The sequence below is a fragment of the Nocardia sp. NBC_01009 genome, assembly GCF_045208035.1.
Lineage (GTDB): Bacteria > Actinomycetota > Actinomycetes > Mycobacteriales > Mycobacteriaceae > Nocardia.
Window position 1 is genome coordinate 884,459 of record NZ_CP108695.1, and the last position, 16,262, is coordinate 900,720.

16 protein-coding genes are annotated in these 16,262 nt (G+C 66.0%); 7 read left to right on the forward strand and 9 right to left on the reverse strand.

Annotated features, from left to right (window positions below; translation table 11 throughout):
* The first annotated feature begins 31 nt into the window (after window positions 1-31).
* A complete protein-coding gene (locus tag OHA42_RS04040; protein WP_406234657.1) occupies window positions 32-166 on the forward strand; it encodes a hypothetical protein in 135 nt (44 codons plus the stop codon).
* An 8-nt stretch (window positions 167-174) separates the two neighbouring features.
* On the opposite strand, the gene OHA42_RS04045 is transcribed toward OHA42_RS04040, so the two are convergent.
* Complete coding sequence (locus tag OHA42_RS04045) at window positions 175-1,074, reverse strand: LysR family transcriptional regulator (RefSeq protein WP_406234659.1); 900 nt, start codon at window positions 1,072-1,074, stop codon at window positions 175-177.
* Between the two features lie 138 nt (window positions 1,075-1,212).
* Here OHA42_RS04045 and OHA42_RS04050 point away from each other — a divergent pair, with 138 nt between their 5' ends.
* The gene (locus OHA42_RS04050; protein WP_406234661.1) at window positions 1,213-2,538 is read left to right on the forward strand and encodes an amidohydrolase family protein; all 1,326 of its coding nucleotides are present in this window, start codon (window positions 1,213-1,215) and stop codon (window positions 2,536-2,538) included.
* Window positions 2,539-2,975: 437 nt separating this feature from the next.
* Here the strand turns inward: OHA42_RS04050 and OHA42_RS04055 are convergent, their stop codons facing one another.
* Window positions 2,976-4,244 carry an APC family permease gene (locus OHA42_RS04055; RefSeq protein ID WP_406234663.1) on the reverse strand — a complete coding sequence of 423 codons (1,269 nt, stop codon included), beginning with the start codon at window positions 4,242-4,244 and terminating at the stop codon, window positions 2,976-2,978.
* A 53-nt stretch (window positions 4,245-4,297) separates the two neighbouring features.
* On the opposite strand from OHA42_RS04055, the gene OHA42_RS04060 reads away from it, so the two are divergent.
* On the forward strand, window positions 4,298-5,257 hold the full coding sequence (locus OHA42_RS04060) for a GlxA family transcriptional regulator (RefSeq protein WP_406234665.1): 960 nt from the start codon (window positions 4,298-4,300) through the stop codon (window positions 5,255-5,257).
* 421 nt (window positions 5,258-5,678) lie between these two features.
* Here OHA42_RS04060 and OHA42_RS04065 read toward each other — a convergent pair whose 3' ends face one another.
* The gene (locus OHA42_RS04065; RefSeq protein WP_406234667.1) at window positions 5,679-6,485 is read right to left on the reverse strand and encodes a GNAT family N-acetyltransferase; all 807 of its coding nucleotides are present in this window, start codon (window positions 6,483-6,485) and stop codon (window positions 5,679-5,681) included.
* A gap of 137 nt (window positions 6,486-6,622) precedes the next feature.
* Window positions 6,623-7,405, reverse strand: a complete 783-nt coding sequence (locus tag OHA42_RS04070) for a MarR family transcriptional regulator (RefSeq protein WP_406234669.1) — start codon at window positions 7,403-7,405, stop codon at window positions 6,623-6,625.
* Window positions 7,406-7,621: 216 nt separating this feature from the next.
* On the opposite strand from OHA42_RS04070, the gene OHA42_RS04075 reads away from it, so the two are divergent.
* Complete coding sequence (locus OHA42_RS04075; RefSeq protein ID WP_406234671.1) at window positions 7,622-8,437, forward strand: alpha/beta fold hydrolase; 816 nt, start codon at window positions 7,622-7,624, stop codon at window positions 8,435-8,437.
* Window positions 8,438-8,514: 77 nt separating this feature from the next.
* Window positions 8,515-8,913, forward strand: a complete 399-nt coding sequence (locus tag OHA42_RS04080) for a hypothetical protein (RefSeq protein ID WP_406234673.1) — start codon at window positions 8,515-8,517, stop codon at window positions 8,911-8,913.
* Window positions 8,914-9,258: 345 nt separating this feature from the next.
* Here the strand turns inward: OHA42_RS04080 and OHA42_RS04085 are convergent, their stop codons facing one another.
* A complete protein-coding gene (locus OHA42_RS04085) occupies window positions 9,259-10,536 on the reverse strand; it encodes an MFS transporter (RefSeq protein WP_406234675.1) in 1,278 nt (425 codons plus the stop codon).
* 132 nt (window positions 10,537-10,668) lie between these two features.
* Here OHA42_RS04085 and OHA42_RS04090 point away from each other — a divergent pair, with 132 nt between their 5' ends.
* The gene (locus tag OHA42_RS04090) at window positions 10,669-10,812 is read left to right on the forward strand and encodes a LysR family transcriptional regulator (protein WP_406234677.1); all 144 of its coding nucleotides are present in this window, start codon (window positions 10,669-10,671) and stop codon (window positions 10,810-10,812) included.
* A gap of 272 nt (window positions 10,813-11,084) precedes the next feature.
* Entirely contained in the window at window positions 11,085-12,809 is a 1,725-nt protein-coding gene (locus OHA42_RS04095; RefSeq protein WP_406234679.1) for a cutinase family protein, read from the forward strand.
* A gap of 104 nt (window positions 12,810-12,913) precedes the next feature.
* Here OHA42_RS04095 and OHA42_RS04100 read toward each other — a convergent pair whose 3' ends face one another.
* The 4 genes from OHA42_RS04100 to OHA42_RS04115 all read right to left on the reverse strand — a co-directional run bounded on the left by OHA42_RS04100 (window position 12,914) and on the right by OHA42_RS04115 (window position 16,259).
* On the reverse strand, window positions 12,914-13,093 hold the full coding sequence (locus OHA42_RS04100) for a YegP family protein (protein ID WP_406234680.1): 180 nt from the start codon (window positions 13,091-13,093) through the stop codon (window positions 12,914-12,916).
* 65 nt (window positions 13,094-13,158) lie between these two features.
* Window positions 13,159-13,962: a DUF1460 domain-containing protein gene (locus OHA42_RS04105; protein ID WP_406234682.1), complete on the reverse strand. Its 804-nt coding sequence runs from the start codon at window positions 13,960-13,962 to the stop codon at window positions 13,159-13,161.
* A gap of 138 nt (window positions 13,963-14,100) precedes the next feature.
* Window positions 14,101-15,372 carry an SGNH/GDSL hydrolase family protein gene (locus OHA42_RS04110; RefSeq protein WP_406234684.1) on the reverse strand — a complete coding sequence of 424 codons (1,272 nt, stop codon included), beginning with the start codon at window positions 15,370-15,372 and terminating at the stop codon, window positions 14,101-14,103.
* Window positions 15,373-15,755: 383 nt separating this feature from the next.
* The gene (locus tag OHA42_RS04115) at window positions 15,756-16,259 is read right to left on the reverse strand and encodes a MarR family winged helix-turn-helix transcriptional regulator (RefSeq protein ID WP_406234686.1); all 504 of its coding nucleotides are present in this window, start codon (window positions 16,257-16,259) and stop codon (window positions 15,756-15,758) included.
* Window positions 16,260-16,262: the final 3 nt, after the last annotated feature.

Below are 16,262 nucleotides of genomic sequence, written 5' to 3' on the forward strand. Positions count from 1 at the left end.
AGGCCCCTGCCAAGGGCGAGGAGGCGAGTGTTTGGCAGGCAAGAAGGGGTTCGACTGCGCGGCAATGGATTCCGATGTCGCCGCCCGTGCCGAGATCGAGTTCCGGCCGGCGAGCCGCGAGCAAGAAGCTGTCGATCAGTTCCACTGGGTGCGAGTCGACCGGTAGTTGCAGAGTCAACTACCGTTCGACGGCGCCTGCTTGCTTGCGGTTCTGGTCTGTGCAGCGGCGAGCAGGCTCAGCGCGGAGGCGCGAGGCGTGGGGTCGGGTAGTGCGAGTGCGGCGGGAACGCGGATCGGTGGGTCGGGCTGGATGAGGGCGACGGCGGTGAAGTCTTGCGAGACGACGCCGGCGGGGAGCAGGGTCCAGCACCCTCCGGAGGCAACGGGTCCGGCAAGGAGGTCTTGGACTCGGGTCAGAGTCGGCCCCACGCGGGGGGTGAACCCGGCCGCTTGGCAGGCGGCCGTAAACAGGTCGTAGATGCCGGGGTTATCGGCGCGGGCGGATCGGGCCAGGGGGAGCTCAGCGAGCGTGGCGAGGTTGCCGGCGGTGCGGGCGTATGCGGCGGGGACGGCCAGGAGTAGCGGCTCGTCCCAGAGGTGATGAACCCGCACACCCGGGGTGTCCGGTGGCGCTGCCACGAATGCGGCATCGAGGTCGTTAGCAGCGAGGGCGGCGAGCTGACCGGTCGTTGAGGCGGAACTTGTCACCTGGAGCGTGATGCCGGGGTGGGTGACACGGACAGCGGCAAGAGCAGCTTCGATACGAGGGCTGAATGCGACGCTGCTGCCGATCCGCAGTAAACCGGTGTTACCGGCGGCGATGTCGACGGCCGCGGCAGCGGCACCGTCGATGCCGCGTAGCGCGCGGCGCGCGTGGACAAGGAATGCCTGGCCGTCCGGCGTGAGCCGGGCCCGACGGTGGGACCGGTCGAACAAGGTCAGTCCGAGTTCGCGTTCCAGCCGCGCGACCTGCTTGCTTACCGCGGATTGAACGATGTGCAGGGCCTCCGCGGCCCGGCCGAAGTGTTCACATTCGGCGACGGTGACGAAATAGCGCAGCTGCCGGACCTCCATCGCCACTGCCCTCCTCGCCTCGATCAATTCCTCTTGGTGATTGTTTCATGGCTGGGTTGGTCGTTGATCGGCCCTGGTGAGACCGGCTGGAATAGAGCGCGCAAGTAGACGTCATCAACCAGCGTGGAAGGAGTCAGCATGGTGGAACTGGTGCATGTGTCAGAGGGGCGCTGGCGGGCCGCGGCAACAACGATTGTGAACGCGAAGGTATTCGACGGGACAAAGTCGCAGAATTGGACTTCAGTCCGGTTCGCTGACGGCCTGATAACCGAGTGCTCGGCCGCCTCGGCCGCCCAAGAAGGCGACGAAGTGATCGACGCGGGTGGCGGGACTGTGCTTCCCGGTCTGATCGACGCGCACGTGCACCTCGTTCCCGGCGCCCTCGCGCAATCGTTGACCTTCGGCGTTACCACCGTTCTCGACATGTTCAGCAAACTCGACCTGGTGGCCAGGGCCAAGGAGCAGGCCGGCTCCCGTCCGGACGTGGCCGATGTACGTTCCTCGGGTGTCGGTGCCACCGCGCCCGGCGGGCACCCGTCGATGATGTACGCCCCGTTCCCGACGTTGACCGCCGCTGACCAGGCCGAGCAGTTCGTCGCGGAACGAATCGCGGAGGGCTCGGACTATCTGAAGATCATCTCCGGCACCGGGGGTCTATGGCCGTCGCTGGACTCCGAAACCATCAAGGCACTGGTCAGTGCCGCGCACGCCCGCGGATTGGTCGTCGTCGCTCACGTGAGCTCGACGGCCGGTCTCGAGGAGGTCGTGTCTGCCGGTGTCGACGTGGTGGCCCACGTCCCTGCGGACGCCGAGCTGGACAAGGACCTGGTCGAACGCATGGCCGAGGCCGGAATCGTGGTCGGTCCGACGCTGGCCACCATCGAGAACACCCTCGGTGAACCGGGTGGTGCAGCAGTGGTAGGGGACCCGCGGCTCGCTGCGGCGCTCGGGGACGCCTGGGCACGCCGGTTGACCTCGGGTGCCTCGGGATGGCGTGGCCGGGAAATGCCGCCCTACTCGCGGGCCGAGGACAACGTGCGGCGACTGGCCGATGCGGGGGTCACTCTGCTGGCGGGCACCGACGCCCCGAACCCAGGGACCGTGTTCGGAGCAAGCCTGCACCGGGAGCTGGAACTCCTTGTCCGGTGCGGCATCAGCCCGGCGCAAGCCCTGGCCGCTGCCACATCCGAACCGGCACGAGTGTTCGGCCTCGCCGACCGAGGACGTGTCGCGCCCGGGCAGCGCGCGGACCTGGTCCTCGTGTCCGGTAACCCGTTGACGGACATCACCGCAACACGGGCGATCGAGCGGATATGGCGCGCGGGCGCAGCCTGCGATCGACGCGCCTTCGTCGCGAGCACTGCCGAAGCTGAGCAGCTCGACGCTTTCGACGCCCAGGTCGCCAAGGTCGTGGCAGCCGTGCGCGAACGCTGGTCCAACTTCGACCCGAGGAAGGCCCCTTGAACGCGGATCCTGTAGCTCATGGACCGCCCAGATGTGGCCGGCGGCAGCGCCGTCGGAGGCAACGCCTCGGCGTACCCGCCCCCCGAGACTCCGGCCGCACCCGCCACCGGATCGCCGCCCACCGCCGAAGTACGGGCATGGGCGCGCGCAACTGGCATCGTCGTCCCCGACCGCGGCAGAATGATTGGCCACGACTTGGCCAGTTGGCCATGATTTGAGATTCCGCTTCCTTCGCTGGCCGGTTGGCGGGTGATCTTCGCCAGTTGCGTTCCAGTGCAGGGGGATTCGATCGGTGACCGCTACGGTGCCGCGGACATCGAGGTCTTCACCGACGGCCCTTGCTGATGCGTGCAAGCCGTCCCGATCTGGCTCCCGGCTCATGATCCGCCGAAGAGAACCTGTCTTCCTGGGCGAACCGAGCGAGATCCGGAATCGTCTCAGGCACGGGCTCGCATGTGCTGCCGAGGGATGAGTAGTACTGCGATCGCGACGACGAGTGGGATCAGCAGGTGCCGGCCCGCGAACGGCACGGTCACGACCAGAAGCGCGACAGCGACGACGGCGACCACGCGTTGCCCTCCCGTGAACAGACGTGCTGCGGCAGCCGTGCCCAGCAGGTAGGTCGCGAGCACGAGGACAGCGGGGATGAAGACGATGTCGTCGGTGCCCCAGCCGAAGACGGCAGCACCGACCAACCCCGCACCGCCGATTGCCGCGACAGCCAGTATCGCGATGACCGGAGCGTCGTGCCGGTTGCGGCGGGTCAGGATCCGGGGTGCCCAGCCATCGCGTCCGAGAGCGAAGCCGAGCCGGGAGACCGAGGCGACGAAGGCGTTGCTCGTGCCGAGGCAGATGACGACGGCGGCCCCAGCGACGACGCCGACCGCGGACAAGCCGAGCCCCTGCTCGATGATGACGCCGAGCGAGGTGCGATCGAGCACGCGACTGCCGTAGGACTCGGTGCCGACGACTGCGAAGGCCACACCGATGTAGAGCACGGTGACAATCAGGATCGTCAGCAGCGTCGCGAGCGGGAGGGTGTGCTTGACGTCGCGGAACTCGGCTGAGAGATGTGCGATCGCCTCCCATCCGGCGAAGGCGAAGAAGAGCACGACCACGGCTTGGCCGACCCCGTTGACACCGTGTGGAGCGAACGGCGTCAAACTCCCGAACTGGATGCGTGGGAGCGCAACCAGGATCACCGTGATGAGGATTATCGCGACGCCGATCGCGAGGACGATCTGAACACGGGCACCAAGCTCGAGACCGACAAGATTGGCGATGACCGCGACCGCGAGCACGCCCGCGGCGATAGGCGGCTCCCAGTGCTGGGACAGGCCGAGCGCGTCCGCGACGTAGTAGCCGGCGGTCAGCGGCACGATGGTCTGCCCCACGGAGCCCGCAATGAAGTACCACCAGCCGGCCACCCCACCGGCGGAGGCTCCGAACGCCCGGGAAGCGAACGTCGCGACACCACCCGCGTCCGGGAATCGTGACGCCAGCGCTGCGAAGGTGAACGCGAGCGGGATGCCCATCGCCGCGCTGAATGTCCAAGCGATCAACGACGCGGGCCCGGCCAGCGACGCCGCCTGACCGGGGAACACCAGAACTCCGGCACCGAGGATCGCGCACACATAGAGGGCGACCCCCTGCGCCACCCCGATCGTGGTCGCAGGGCCGGTCACTGTCGTCTTTTCGCTCGTCACTCTCCTATCCCAGTCGATTCACCCCGCGCACGGTGAGTGTCATAGTTGACAACATGCGCAAGAGAACAGACACACATCGGGTGGCGCTCGCGGTGATGCCGGGTGCTCCGATCTTCGAACTCGCGGTTCCCTGCGAGGTGTTCGGGATCTCTCGCCCGGAAATCGTCGACCCCTGGTACGAGTTCCGGGTCTGCGCTACCGAACCCGGAGTGGTGGTCGCCGCCGGATTCGCCGCGACCACACCGCACGGGCTCGACGATCTCGTCACCTCGGACACGGTGATCGTGCCCGCCTGCACGAACATTCATGTTCAACACCCCACCGAACTGGTCGATGCGGTCCGCGACGCCCATCGGCGCGGTGCACGGGTCGCGGCGATCTGTACCGGCGCGTTCGTGCTAGCCCAAGCCGGACTTCTCGACGGCCGTCGCGCCACGACCCATTGGATGCACGCCGACGACCTGCACCGCCGCTACCCGCGCGTCGACCTCGACGCGAACGTGATCTACGCCCAGGACGACCGCGTCCACACCTCAGCGGGAACTGCCGCGGGTATCGATCTCTGTCTCGAGCTGGTCCGCCAGGACCACGGCACCGCGGTCGCCAACGCCCTCGCACGCCGCATGGTGACCCCGCCACACCGACCCGCCGACCAAGCTCAGTACATGCTCGCCCCGGTCCAGCCGCCCAGTGCCCCACCCCTGAGCGAACTCACCGAATGGGCCATGCAGAATCTTGCCGAACCGATCCGGCTTCGTGACCTCGCGGCACGCATACACCTCAGCGAGCGGCAGCTCACGCGCCAATTCCTCAAAGCGTTCGGCCGAACTCCAGGCAGCTGGCTCGCTCGTGAACGCCTACGACACGCGCAGACGCTCCTCGAGACCACCGACCTCACGATCGCCGCCATCGCGAGTGAGAGCGGATTCAGCACCGCGGCCGGGCTCCGTGCGGCATTCGCGAAACACCTCCAGACCTCACCAAGCGACTATCGTTCGACCTGGGCAGCCTGAATCGGCAGTAAGCCACCAACCACGGGTGCCACAGACCGTCACTGGTCCACTCCCGGCGCTCGCCCATCACGGCCAATGACCCTCACGCCACTCGGCCAAGCTGTCCTCGACGCTGCACGCATATCGTTTACGAGTCCTGCTTGGAACTAACTCGGCTGCTCTTCGCGGACTTCAATTCGAATGTTGATCACATTGTGACGCAACCATTTCTACTCAGCGCTGAAGTCGATGATCGGCCCCGAAAGCACATCCCGAGTCGAACACCGGAATCTACGCGATAGTGACCGCTGAGACCGCCGACCTGAAGGCGATCTTGGGTCGAACTCCTCGCAGCACCAATACATAGGGGGCCGTGACATCCGGCAAACGACGCGGCCGGAGCCGAAGGGGAAGTGCGCGCGGGGATCGACCCAAACGACCGCTACTGCGGTTTTCGTCCGGTCTGACGGGGCGACCACACGTAGGGCGTGGTGGTGGTCACGGCGTGGAACCCCAAGCGACGCAGAATTGGGGCACTGTCATCGGAGGCATCCACCTGCAGAAACCTCACGCCACGGGCGACAGCAAGTGCGGCACGAGCGGCGACCAATGCACGATAGATCCCCCGGCCCCGCCACTCCGGCAACGTCGATCCGCCCCACAGACCTGCGAACTCGGTGCCCGCACAGAACACCAGCCACGCTGCCGACACAACCTCGCCCCCGGCCTCGGCGACGAGCACCGCGATCTCATCAGGAGCGGTCGAGATGCGCACGATCAGATCGTCGGCCAACCAAGTCCAATCCTGCTGCCAGACAGCCGATTCCATAACGGCGATCCGACGCATGTCGGCGTCCGCGGTGACCCGACGAACAACAACCCCATCCGGCAACGCCTGGCCTGCGGCCATTTCCCCAGCCATACCGATCAGAACCGTCTCTTGTTCCTCAGGAACGAAGCCGGCCGCGTGTAAGCGATCGGTCAGATCGTCCGGCTTGTCGTGTCCACGTGTCTTCCACTCCACCGCTTCGCCGCGCGCGCCGAAGTAGTCGCGCTGCCTGGCGATCAACCAATCCAACTCGGCACCACGCACTCCAACGTCCGACGGAGCGCTGATGAAACCACGGAACTGACCGACGATCCGCAGCAGTGGACCGTCTTGCTCACAGCTGACCCCGAGTGGGAGGTTGGGCGGCACTCCCCGCATCTGCTCGTCGTAGGCCGCGAGCAAGCCGCCGATGCCTGCCACTGCATCGACAGTACGAGGCCGGTCAACTCCTTTTCCAGGCTCTGGCGAGACACTTTCAAACCCTGAAAAGAAATCGTGTCCGAATCTCAAAAGGTTGGCCACCCGATTGCCACTCGGGTACTGCATCTTCTTTGGCGTTACTGTCGCCCGGCGCTGCGGGCGGCCACGCTCTGCCGCCACTGCTCCATGGCTTGTCGGTAGGCCTCGCTCACGAGGAGCAGGAGTTCGGCGGAGGATTCGAAGCGGGCGCCCGCCGGGGTTGTGGGCCCGAGAATCTCGGCTGCGCGCTGCGATGCAGCCGCCAGGGCGCTGTTCATCTGCAGAGCTGCGAGGAGGCTCCGGAGCCAGATCTCATCGTCGATGACATAGCGTTCGCGGCGCCCGCCGGGGACTCGTTCCCGCCTGAGCATTCCCTGCTGTTCGAGGAAGGCGACGGCGTGCGAGACAGACGCAGGGCTGACGCGAAGCCGTGCGACCAGCTCAGCGGCGGTGAGAGCGCCGGAGTCGGTGATGTACAGGCAGGTCAGCACCCTGGCCTCCATCCGGGGCAGTCCCTGCTGCACGAGGAGAGCGGTGAAGGATTCCGTGAAGTCCTGGACCGCTCGGGGGTCGCGCCCATGGCCGCTGTCGGGGATCGGCGGCGGGGGCTGAGTCTGCTTGTGTCGGCGCGCACGCTGACGTGTGGCCTTGTGCGCCTGGTCCGCCCGGTAATCGTCGGGTCCGCCGTTGCGGGTGACCTCCCGCATGATCGTCGACGCAGGCCGCTCCAAACGCCGACCGATTTCCGCATACCCAAGCCCCTCCGCCAACCCCGCAGCAATAAACCGACGATCCCCATCGGTGAGTCTGCCTCCAGGCATCGGTACCGATCTCCCATCCATCGACACGCGCGGCGACCGCACACCCCAGCCAGTATGCATTCACACCAACCCCATTGCAAAGAAAGAAACAAACCAGCCATTGCATTCACCACCACAATCATTGCAAAGGCAGCCGAAGTGCCGCATCGAGCTGGGGGAACATCCCAATCCATCTGTTGACTAAACTCTGAACGCAATGTAACTTTGCAGTCGTTCAGAGATCCTCAAACAATGCCGGGTCTCGCAGATCGAACACCACACACAAGGAGATCGACAATGGGAAACCCGACTACTTCCAACTCGACCTGGTCGGGCATGGTGCCGGTCGAAGACACCGCGCTCGCCGTCACCGACACCCGCGGCCCCGGCCGTCCGATCGTCTACCTCAACGGCTCCTACGCCGACCAGAAGCACTGGCGACACGTAATCACCGAACTCGGCACCGAATACCGGCACATCACCTACGACGAGCGAGCCCGCGGCAAATCGAAGAAATCGACCGACTACTCCTTCGAAGCGTGCCTGCGAGATATCGATGCCGTCCTCGCAGCAACCGGAGCACAACAACCGATCCTCGTGGGCTGGTCCTACGGCGCGCTGCTCGCAGCACACTGGGCCGACCGCAACCCCGACCGCATCGCCGCGGTGGTATCCGTGGACGGCGCCATGCCCTACGGCATCACCGGCGAACAGGCCCGCGAACGAATCCGGAACCTGTTCCACAAAATGCGATGGCTGATGCCGGTAGCACGCCCGCTAGGCCTGGCCGCACGAATGACCGCCGACCAACACGCCGAAATCAACATCGAAGCCAACGAACTCCACGCCGCCCTCGCACCGGTCCTCGACCGCGTGAGCTGCCCGATGCGCTACGTCCTGGCCACCGGCGGCAACCTCGGCGGCAGCCAAGAAGAAATGGAAGCCGTGCGCGCCTCACTCGATCCGGTCCTCGCCTCCAACCCGAACATCCAGGTCAGCGCACAGGTCCCGAGCAACCACTCCCACATCCTGCGCAAAGACTTCCGAGCCGTCGCCGACGCCGTCCGCCAGACCGCCACAGCCCAGGACCAGCAGGGTTCGCCGAACCGATAACCAACGCGCTCACCACATTCCACCACCCAACCGTTCAATCGAACTTCACCACAACAGATTCGAAGGAGCACACAACCATGCCCATCACCCTCACCGACCAGGACAAGCTCACCCTGCGGACCGCCGCCTACGGCGCCGTGTCACTGATGGCCGCCGCTGGCGGCTCGCCCCACAAAGCCGCCACCGACGGCACCATCGCCCTGACCTCAGCAACCGGCCTGGTCGGGCACGTACTCACCGAAAAGTCGAAGGCCGTGAACCTCAACGGCAAGTCCGTAGCCGAACTCGCCGACCACGTCCTGCCCGCCCTCACCGCAGCAGTGAACCTGCTCGAGCAGCAAGCACCCGCAGAGGCAGACAACTTCCGCAACACCATCACCATCGCCCTCGAAGCCACCCAAATCCACCAGCCCCAGCCCAACCCCACCATGACCGAAATGGTCCGCAAGATCACCACAGCCCTCGACGCAGCCTGATGCGATCTCGACCCACCCAGCTACAGCGGGTCACGGGGTCCCCTTTCCGGACCCCGTGGCCCGGCAGCGTGGCGGGTCTTCCACGTGACGTCGGTCTGACACAGCGCCGAGGATGCTTTGATCCGAACCCGCCCCTGACCTCGGTTGCACTGACATGCCGCTGATCGCGCGTCCAGACAACTTGCCGAATTCGGCGATCGTCCTGCTCGAGCTCCCAGATGACACCGGGCGTCGAGCCCAACAAGTAGATTCCGAATTTCGTGGCGGAATCTCATCGGCAATGCCGGATCCCACGAAGGTCGTGCCCGACTGAGCTGCGACCACCATCGAGCTGTTGGTGCCTCACTACTCGGCGTCCTGCGAAACTGCTGCCTGTGGGTGAGCACGGGCTGTTGCCAGCTCGAGCTCGGGTCCACGTGCAGGATCCCGGCGGCGGGGTAGCAGCAGCGGGCTGGCGAGGATCAGCAGTCCTGCAACCGTGATAGCCGTGCGCGGGCTGGTGGCGGCGGCGAGCAGTCCGCCGAGCGCGCTGAGGATGGCGATGGCGGCGCTGCTGCTGATCGACCAGGCCGACAGGGTGCGAGCGATGCGGTCTTTGGGTGTGTGCTCGAGTCGATAGGTGGCCAGTACCGGGTTGTACAGGCTCATGCTGATGATGATCGCGAGCTCGACAGCGATCACCGTCGCGAGGCCGGCGACACCGGGCTGGACGAAGGCCAGGCCGATCAGCCAGACCGCGCGCAGCGTGCCGACTGCACGGAGGATCCGGTGTTGGCCATACCGCGCCACGACACGGCCGGCAAGGCGTGAGCCGATGAGTCCGCCGACGCAGGGGGCGGCGAAGGCGAGGCCGTACTGCCAGGGCGAGAACCCGAGCTGGCGGAGCAGCAGCACGGCCAACAGCGGCTCGGTGGCCATGATCAGTCCGCTGACGAGCAGGTGGTTGAGGTAGAGCGCCCGTAGGCCGGGATGGGCCAGCAGGTGCCGCCAGCCGTCGAGCAACTCGCCGGCCCGGATCCGGCGCTTGTCGGTTCGCTGCGGGTGTTCTTCTCGGCCGCGAATCGCCGTGACCCCCAGCGCGGAGAGCAGGTAGCTCAGCGCGTCGGCCACCACGGTGGTGACCGGCCCGAACAGGCCGATCGCCGCCCCGCCCAGCGGCGGCCCGACGGCGATGGAACTCCACATCGTCGACTCGAACCGCGCGTTGGCCGCGAGCAGGTCCTCGGGCCGGACGAGGGCCTTCAGGTAGGCGCCGCTCGCCGCGCCGAAGGCGATCTTGGCCCCGGCGACCACGGCCGAGACGACCAGCAACTGGACGAAGCTGAGCCGACCGAAGGCGTAGGCGACCGGGATCGTCATCATCACCGCGAACCGCGCCAGGTCCATCGCAATCATCACCGGCCGCTTGCGGCGAAACTCCACCCACGGCCCGAGCGGCAACGCGATCAGCGCACCCACCGCCGGCCCAACCGCTGACAACGTGGACACCTGCGCGGGGCTGGCGTGCAACACCAACACGGCGATCAGCGAGAACGCACCGAACCCCACCCCCGAGCCATAGGCGCTGACTGCGTATGCCGTCCACAGCCATCCGAACTGCCGACCCAAAGATCCTCTGGCCACCAAGCTCCGCACCTCCCGCTTCGAACAACCCGCTGTTGATCGCTGTGATCAAAGCAAGGCCGAAGGAGCGGAATCAAACAACTGAGCTGACGGCGAGCCACAACCGCATGTTGTGCGAGTAGGGATTGCTGCGTGTATCTCAACGCCGTGCGCACCTCCGTCGCCGTTGCGGACGCCGGCCAGTTCCAGAAAGCTGCCGCCGCGCTGTCGATCACCCAGCAGGCGGTCTCCACGAAATGGGAGCAGCGATCCGCCTCGAGGTCAGTTAGTCGATGACGAGATCGACAACCCGCCACACCGCGAGGCTCCGGAATCCCGTCGCCGAACGTAGGGAAGGACACCAACTTCGAGACTCCTCGACCAGGGAAAGGAGGTGTGCTGCTTCCGGCGTCACGGCCACCACGCTGAGACCTCCGTGACGCCGAAACAAGATCGACAACCGATTGCCCGAGTAACGCTCGACGCCCCGACCACGACGTTCCTGGTGACGCATGGCCCGTCGGGGGGCTTGTCCGTCCACTTGTTGGTAATTGAATGGGGATCAGGACATGGCTTTTCGCGAGTTCATCGCGCGACATCGCATCGCTTCGGCCGCTGCCGGACCGGCGGTATTGGGGGTGGCAGCGGTCGTCGCCGCCTCCTGGGCACTGACATCGACGCCACAAACCAGGGATACGCAGCTCACCACCTCGGTGACCGAATGCCACGACATGGTGACCATCTCGGTGGCAGGCCGCGGCGACACTCCGGTCGCGGGGACCACGAAGCTGCTCGTCGGGGCCAACGGTGAGGAATTGCCCGCCGCGCTGTCCGGTGACCATTCCAGCGAGTGGGTCGATCCGGTCGTCAACGCACCGGCCGGCGCGGTCGACCCGGGCTCGTATGCCGCCGTCTACATCGCGTATCCCGCGAATATGGCCAGCTATGAAGATGCCGTCAACACCGGTGTTGCGAATACCGAACAGGTGATGCAGGAGATCACGAGGGCCTGCCCCGACACCAAGTTCTCGATCGTCGGATACAGCGAGGGCGCCGACGTCGTCCGTCGCGTCGCGATGCAGATCGGACACCAGGAGACCGACAAGGACGGTGGCTACGGGATCGTCGATCCGGGCGACGTCGTCGGTGTCGTCATCCTCGCCGACGCGGGTCGCTCGGCGGGCGACGGGCCGTTCCCCGGCGCGAAGGACCCGTTCGGCAATCCCGACGGCTTCGACCAGCAATATCAGAACGGCACGAAACCGGCACCGGGCAGCGGTGCGCTGCCAGGCACCAGCGGTGACTTCGGTGCGCTGAACGGCAAAATCGCCTCGTTCTGCTCCGAAGGCGATCTCACCTGTGCGGCGCCCGAGAACATTTCCCTGCTGCAGCTGGTGGCCAATGTGGGCAGGCAGTTGAACGTCGACGCACTCGAACGAGAAGGGCTGACGCCCGCGACAGGGCAGGACGTCGCTGTCGTCCTCGGCCAGATCGCGCTTGCGGCGTTCGCCGACATTCAGTCGCAGCCGAACTGGATGCAGAGCGACGAGACTTTTCTCCAGGTACTGCTGAAGGTGTCGGATCCGGCGTACAAGCCGGGTGCGCCGAAGACGCCGGCGAAGGCGGACTCGATCTCGACCAACCAGATGTCGCCGCTGGCCTACCTGCCGCAGAAGGTGCTGAACGAGATCATCGGTCTCATCGTGACGAACCAGAACACGATCCCTGTGGTCATGAGCGACCCGTACCAGCTCACGCTGGGGCCGAACCACACCGGTCACCACTTCGACTACTGGCGTGACGCCAACGCTGCCGACGGCAAGCCGCTGACATCTGCCGAGTATGCGGCTGCCTGGCTCACGCACCTGGCAAAGCAGGCACAGGCGGGTCAGCCGGTCGACACGACCGCCAAGCCGCAAGCGGCGGACCTCGACGCGGTGTACAAGGCGGTGGCGGTCACCTCGGCGGCGCCGACGACCGAACCGACCAAGACCCCGTCTACGTCTACATCGACATCCATGTCACCGTCCGCATCAGCGACGACCACGCCTGCTGCGCCCGCGAAGACCGATGTCAGCAGCACCACGCCGACCCCAGCGCCGACGACTTCCGCGCCGCCGTCCGAGACCACGAGCACGACAACCCCACCGGCTCCGACTTCGGTCGCGGCGCCCGTCGAGACCACGAAGCCGACCACAACACCCACCGAGACCACCAAGCCGACCACAACAACGGAATCCGCGGCGGCGACCACTACCACCAGTGTGCCCCCGACGGCAGCCACCGGCGGCTAGCCGAATTCTGGACCCTGCCCGACTCACTACGCGTCGGGCAGGGTCTTTTTTGATCAGGCACCAACAGCACCGTGGCTCGAAGTGAATGCGCCGCGAAATCCGGATCAGGTCTGGTCGTCGAATTGCGCGACCGGTGCGTTCTTCTGGACCAATTCGATGGCGTTCAAGGCGGCGGCTTTGCTTTCGTAGGCTTCGCCGGCGGCGATGGTTTCGCCGTCCGCGCCGTTGAGTCGCCAGCGGAACTTCGCGGCTTTGTCCTTGTACAGCTCGAACTTTGCAGGCATTGCGGTCACCTCGTCTCTCGAAACGGGGATAGCACCTGGATGGTGCAGAATACTGCTGCTGTCGGCTACTGCGGACGAAGTACGACGATGCCCGGGGTCGACCGCACATAGTCGGCGAAGGAGGAGTCGACGACTTTATTGTCGGCGGCGAGGGAGGACGCGTTGCGGAAAATCGGGCCGTTGGGCGTCATGACGAAGATGCCGACATGGGTGACGTCCAGGCCGGGCAGGTCGGCGTAGGCGCCGATATAGTCGCCGGTGCGGAGTCGGCCGACGACATTCTCGTCTACGGCCGCACTGGGAATGTAGGTGATCGCGCGATCGACCACCGGCAGTCCGGGGAGATAGGTTGCCCCGTCGGCTTTCGCGTTGAGGTGTTTGGTGACGGTCAGTGCGGCACCGCTCAGGGTTGCGGTGACGTCGGTAGCGGCGGTTCTCGGCGTGTGCGCCCAATCGCTGAAGAAGTGTTTGCGCTGTAGATAGTCGACTCTGCCGTCGGTATAGCGCGTCTCGATCAGCTTCGTCACGAACTGGCTCCGGTCCGTTGACCTGCTCAGCGCTTCGACATAGTCGAGATAGGTGAAGCAATCCACGCGCCGGAAGTCGATGACGAGCTGTTCTGGCTTGCTCGCCGAGCCGACGAGCATATCCGCGCCGTACGGCGTGCCGAGGAATTGGCGAGACAGCACCTCGATCTGCTCGCCCTTGCTGTGCCCGCCGGTGCCCAACGCCAGCAATTCGTCGATCTTCCCGGCCGTAGCGTCATCGATCCCAGCAGCGCTCGGTGCGCCGAGCGCGGTGGGCAGCATCGGCGCGACGCCGCAGACCATGGCCACGATGACGAACAGTAGGCGGGTGATGGTGCGCAAGACGCCTCCAGAGGTGAACCGGTGCACAAACCGACACCCACGGTAGTCCGGGCACTCCGGCGGCGTAGCCGGTTGCTCCGCAACGACGTGCGCGGGCCGAGCTGGTTTGCTCGGTCCGCGCACTGTAATCGTCTCGCGCTACAGGGTTTTCAGGTCGATCGCGGCGGCCATTGCCACATAGCCTGCGGCATTGGGGTGCTTGTGGTCGCCCGAGTCGAAGGCGGGGGCCAGACGTTCGGGGTCGGCCGGGTCTGCCAGTGCGGCGTTGAAGTCGACGACGGCGTCGTACTCGCCGCTGGTGCGGATCCACTCATTGAGCAGGCGGATCTTCGCGGCGGATGTGTCGGTGTAGTACTCGGCACCCTGCATCGGCAGCAGGGTCGCGCCGATCGCCGAGATCCCGGCCTGGTGTGCCTTCGCGATCAGCTCGCGGTAGCCCTTGATCAGTTCGTCGACGGACACCACCGGATTGGGCTTGTAGGTCGGCGAGTCGATCTCGGAGAAGCCGACGTCGTTGAGGCCGGCCAGTATGACCACCGAGGACACGCCGGGCTTGGCGATCACGTCACGCTCGAACCGCTTCAGCGCGCTGTCGCCGAACCAGGGTGAGTCGTTGCGGACCAGGTTGCCGCCGATGCCGGAGTTGAGGACAACGCGGGGTGCACCGGCCTCGGCCAGGCGGTCGGCGAGTAGGTCCGGGTAGCGGTGGTTGGTGTCGTTGCCCGCACCGTAACCGTCGGTAATGGAGTCACCGAAAGCGACAACCGTGCCGACCGGTTTCCTACCGCCGGTGACCTGGAGGTCGGACAGGTAGTACCAGGAGTGAGTGGTCTCGGTGAAAGCCGCGCCGCCGGTGTCACCGGCGTGGTCGCCGCCCGCGCGGTAGCTGGTTGCGTAGCCCTGGGCATGGAAGGTCGCAGGTCCCGTGCGTGCCGGGAGGTACAGCGTCACCGTCGCCGACTCGAAGGGTGCCAGGGCCAGTTCGGCTGCGTCGCTGGTGACCGCGTCGCCGGGCGCGATCGTCACCGATTCCGCGCCGCCGAACCGCAGCGGCCGAATCGTCTCCGGCGCCACCGCGGCGGCCTGGCTCGTCCGGGCGATGGTGGCGGCGTTGATCTGTAATTTGTCCGCGCCGTAGCGATTGGACAGCGTGATCCGTGCCTCGGTGCCGCCGCCGGTCACTCTGACCACCTGCCGCACTGTCTGGTCGGCGAAACCGCCGGTGGACCAGTTCGGTTCGAAACCTTCGCTGGGCAACTGCATCGGCACGGCCCACGCGGCGCGCCAGTCAGATGTTTCGGCAGGGCCGTCCGAGTGCGCGATTCCGACGGCGCCCGCAACGGCGATTCCCACGGCCGTGGCCGCCAGCAGTTTCTTCCAGTTACGCACTACAGCGCTTGTGATCGTCATGTCGTACCCCACTATCGGGAATGCCGTTCCGTTAAGACAGAACAGACCGTAGCACGACTCAGGTCATTAACGAAACCCCAGTTCCATTAGACCCGTCCCGGGAATGCCCGTCGAGGTAGCGACCTGGACCGAAACACGCCGTCAGACGCAAACGGGCGCCGCGACGAGCTGTGCGAACAGCTCGGAGCGACGCCCGTTTCGGCTTCGGATTTCGTCCCCGCGACGGAGCAGAGAGCAACCCCTTATCGGGCACCGGCCACGACGCCTTCAGGTCGACCTGCCAGTAGCCCCAGAAGTGGGTGCCGCTGTCGGATCCGGCCCGACCTCGTGACTGCACCGGCCCGAATTGCTACCCAGTCGAATCCGGTTGTCCAGCAGGCATATCAGTCGACACGCAGCACGCCGACGGTCTCGCCGCCACCTCGAACATAGGTCGAGCCCGCCCCGCCGATGATCTTCACAAGCACCTCACGCAACCGAACAACCTCGGCCGCACCGACTATCGCGTCGAGATGGGCATCGAACCGGGCAACCACATCGAGACCCGCCTCGAGCACCGACCACCCGAGCGCGGTGAGGCGCACCAGGCGCGCCCGCCCGTCGGTCGGATCGGGCAGCACCTCGACATAGCCGCGAGTTTCCAGGTGCCGGACGAGTTCTCCCATTGCCTGCTTCGTCATTCCCGCCCTGGCGGCGAGGTCGATCAGCCGCGTGCCTTCGGGATCGATCGCCTGGAAGACCGGCGCGTGTGCGGCGCGCAGGTCGGTGAATCCGGCTGCCGCCAGACCGGCATCCAGCTCCGCGGCGAGCGTCCGCGCCGCCGCGCTCAGCAGGTTCCCGAGCGGCACCGGCCGGGCGGCCAGCGGATTAGTAAGGTCCTTGACCATTTC

Bases quoted from the DNA above. Each gene is read 5' to 3' on its own strand.
- OHA42_RS04095 (WP_406234679.1), top strand. From the start codon at position 11,085: ATGGCTTTTCGCGAGTTCATCGCGCGACATCGCATCGCTTCGGCCGCT.
- OHA42_RS04080 (WP_406234673.1), top strand. From the start codon at position 8,515: ATGCCCATCACCCTCACCGACCAGGACAAGCTCACCCTGCGGACCGCC.
- OHA42_RS04045 (WP_406234659.1), bottom strand. From the start codon at position 1,074: ATGGAGGTCCGGCAGCTGCGCTATTTCGTCACCGTCGCCGAATGTGAA.
- OHA42_RS04060 (WP_406234665.1), top strand. From the start codon at position 4,298: ATGCGCAAGAGAACAGACACACATCGGGTGGCGCTCGCGGTGATGCCG.
- OHA42_RS04115 (WP_406234686.1), bottom strand. From the start codon at position 16,259: ATGGTCAAGGACCTTACTAATCCGCTGGCCGCCCGGCCGGTGCCGCTC.
- OHA42_RS04050 (WP_406234661.1), top strand. From the start codon at position 1,213: ATGGTGGAACTGGTGCATGTGTCAGAGGGGCGCTGGCGGGCCGCGGCA.
- OHA42_RS04100 (WP_406234680.1), bottom strand. From the start codon at position 13,093: ATGCCTGCAAAGTTCGAGCTGTACAAGGACAAAGCCGCGAAGTTCCGC.
- OHA42_RS04070 (WP_406234669.1), bottom strand. From the start codon at position 7,405: ATGCATACTGGCTGGGGTGTGCGGTCGCCGCGCGTGTCGATGGATGGG.
- OHA42_RS04110 (WP_406234684.1), bottom strand. From the start codon at position 15,372: ATGACGATCACAAGCGCTGTAGTGCGTAACTGGAAGAAACTGCTGGCG.
- OHA42_RS04075 (WP_406234671.1), top strand. From the start codon at position 7,622: ATGGGAAACCCGACTACTTCCAACTCGACCTGGTCGGGCATGGTGCCG.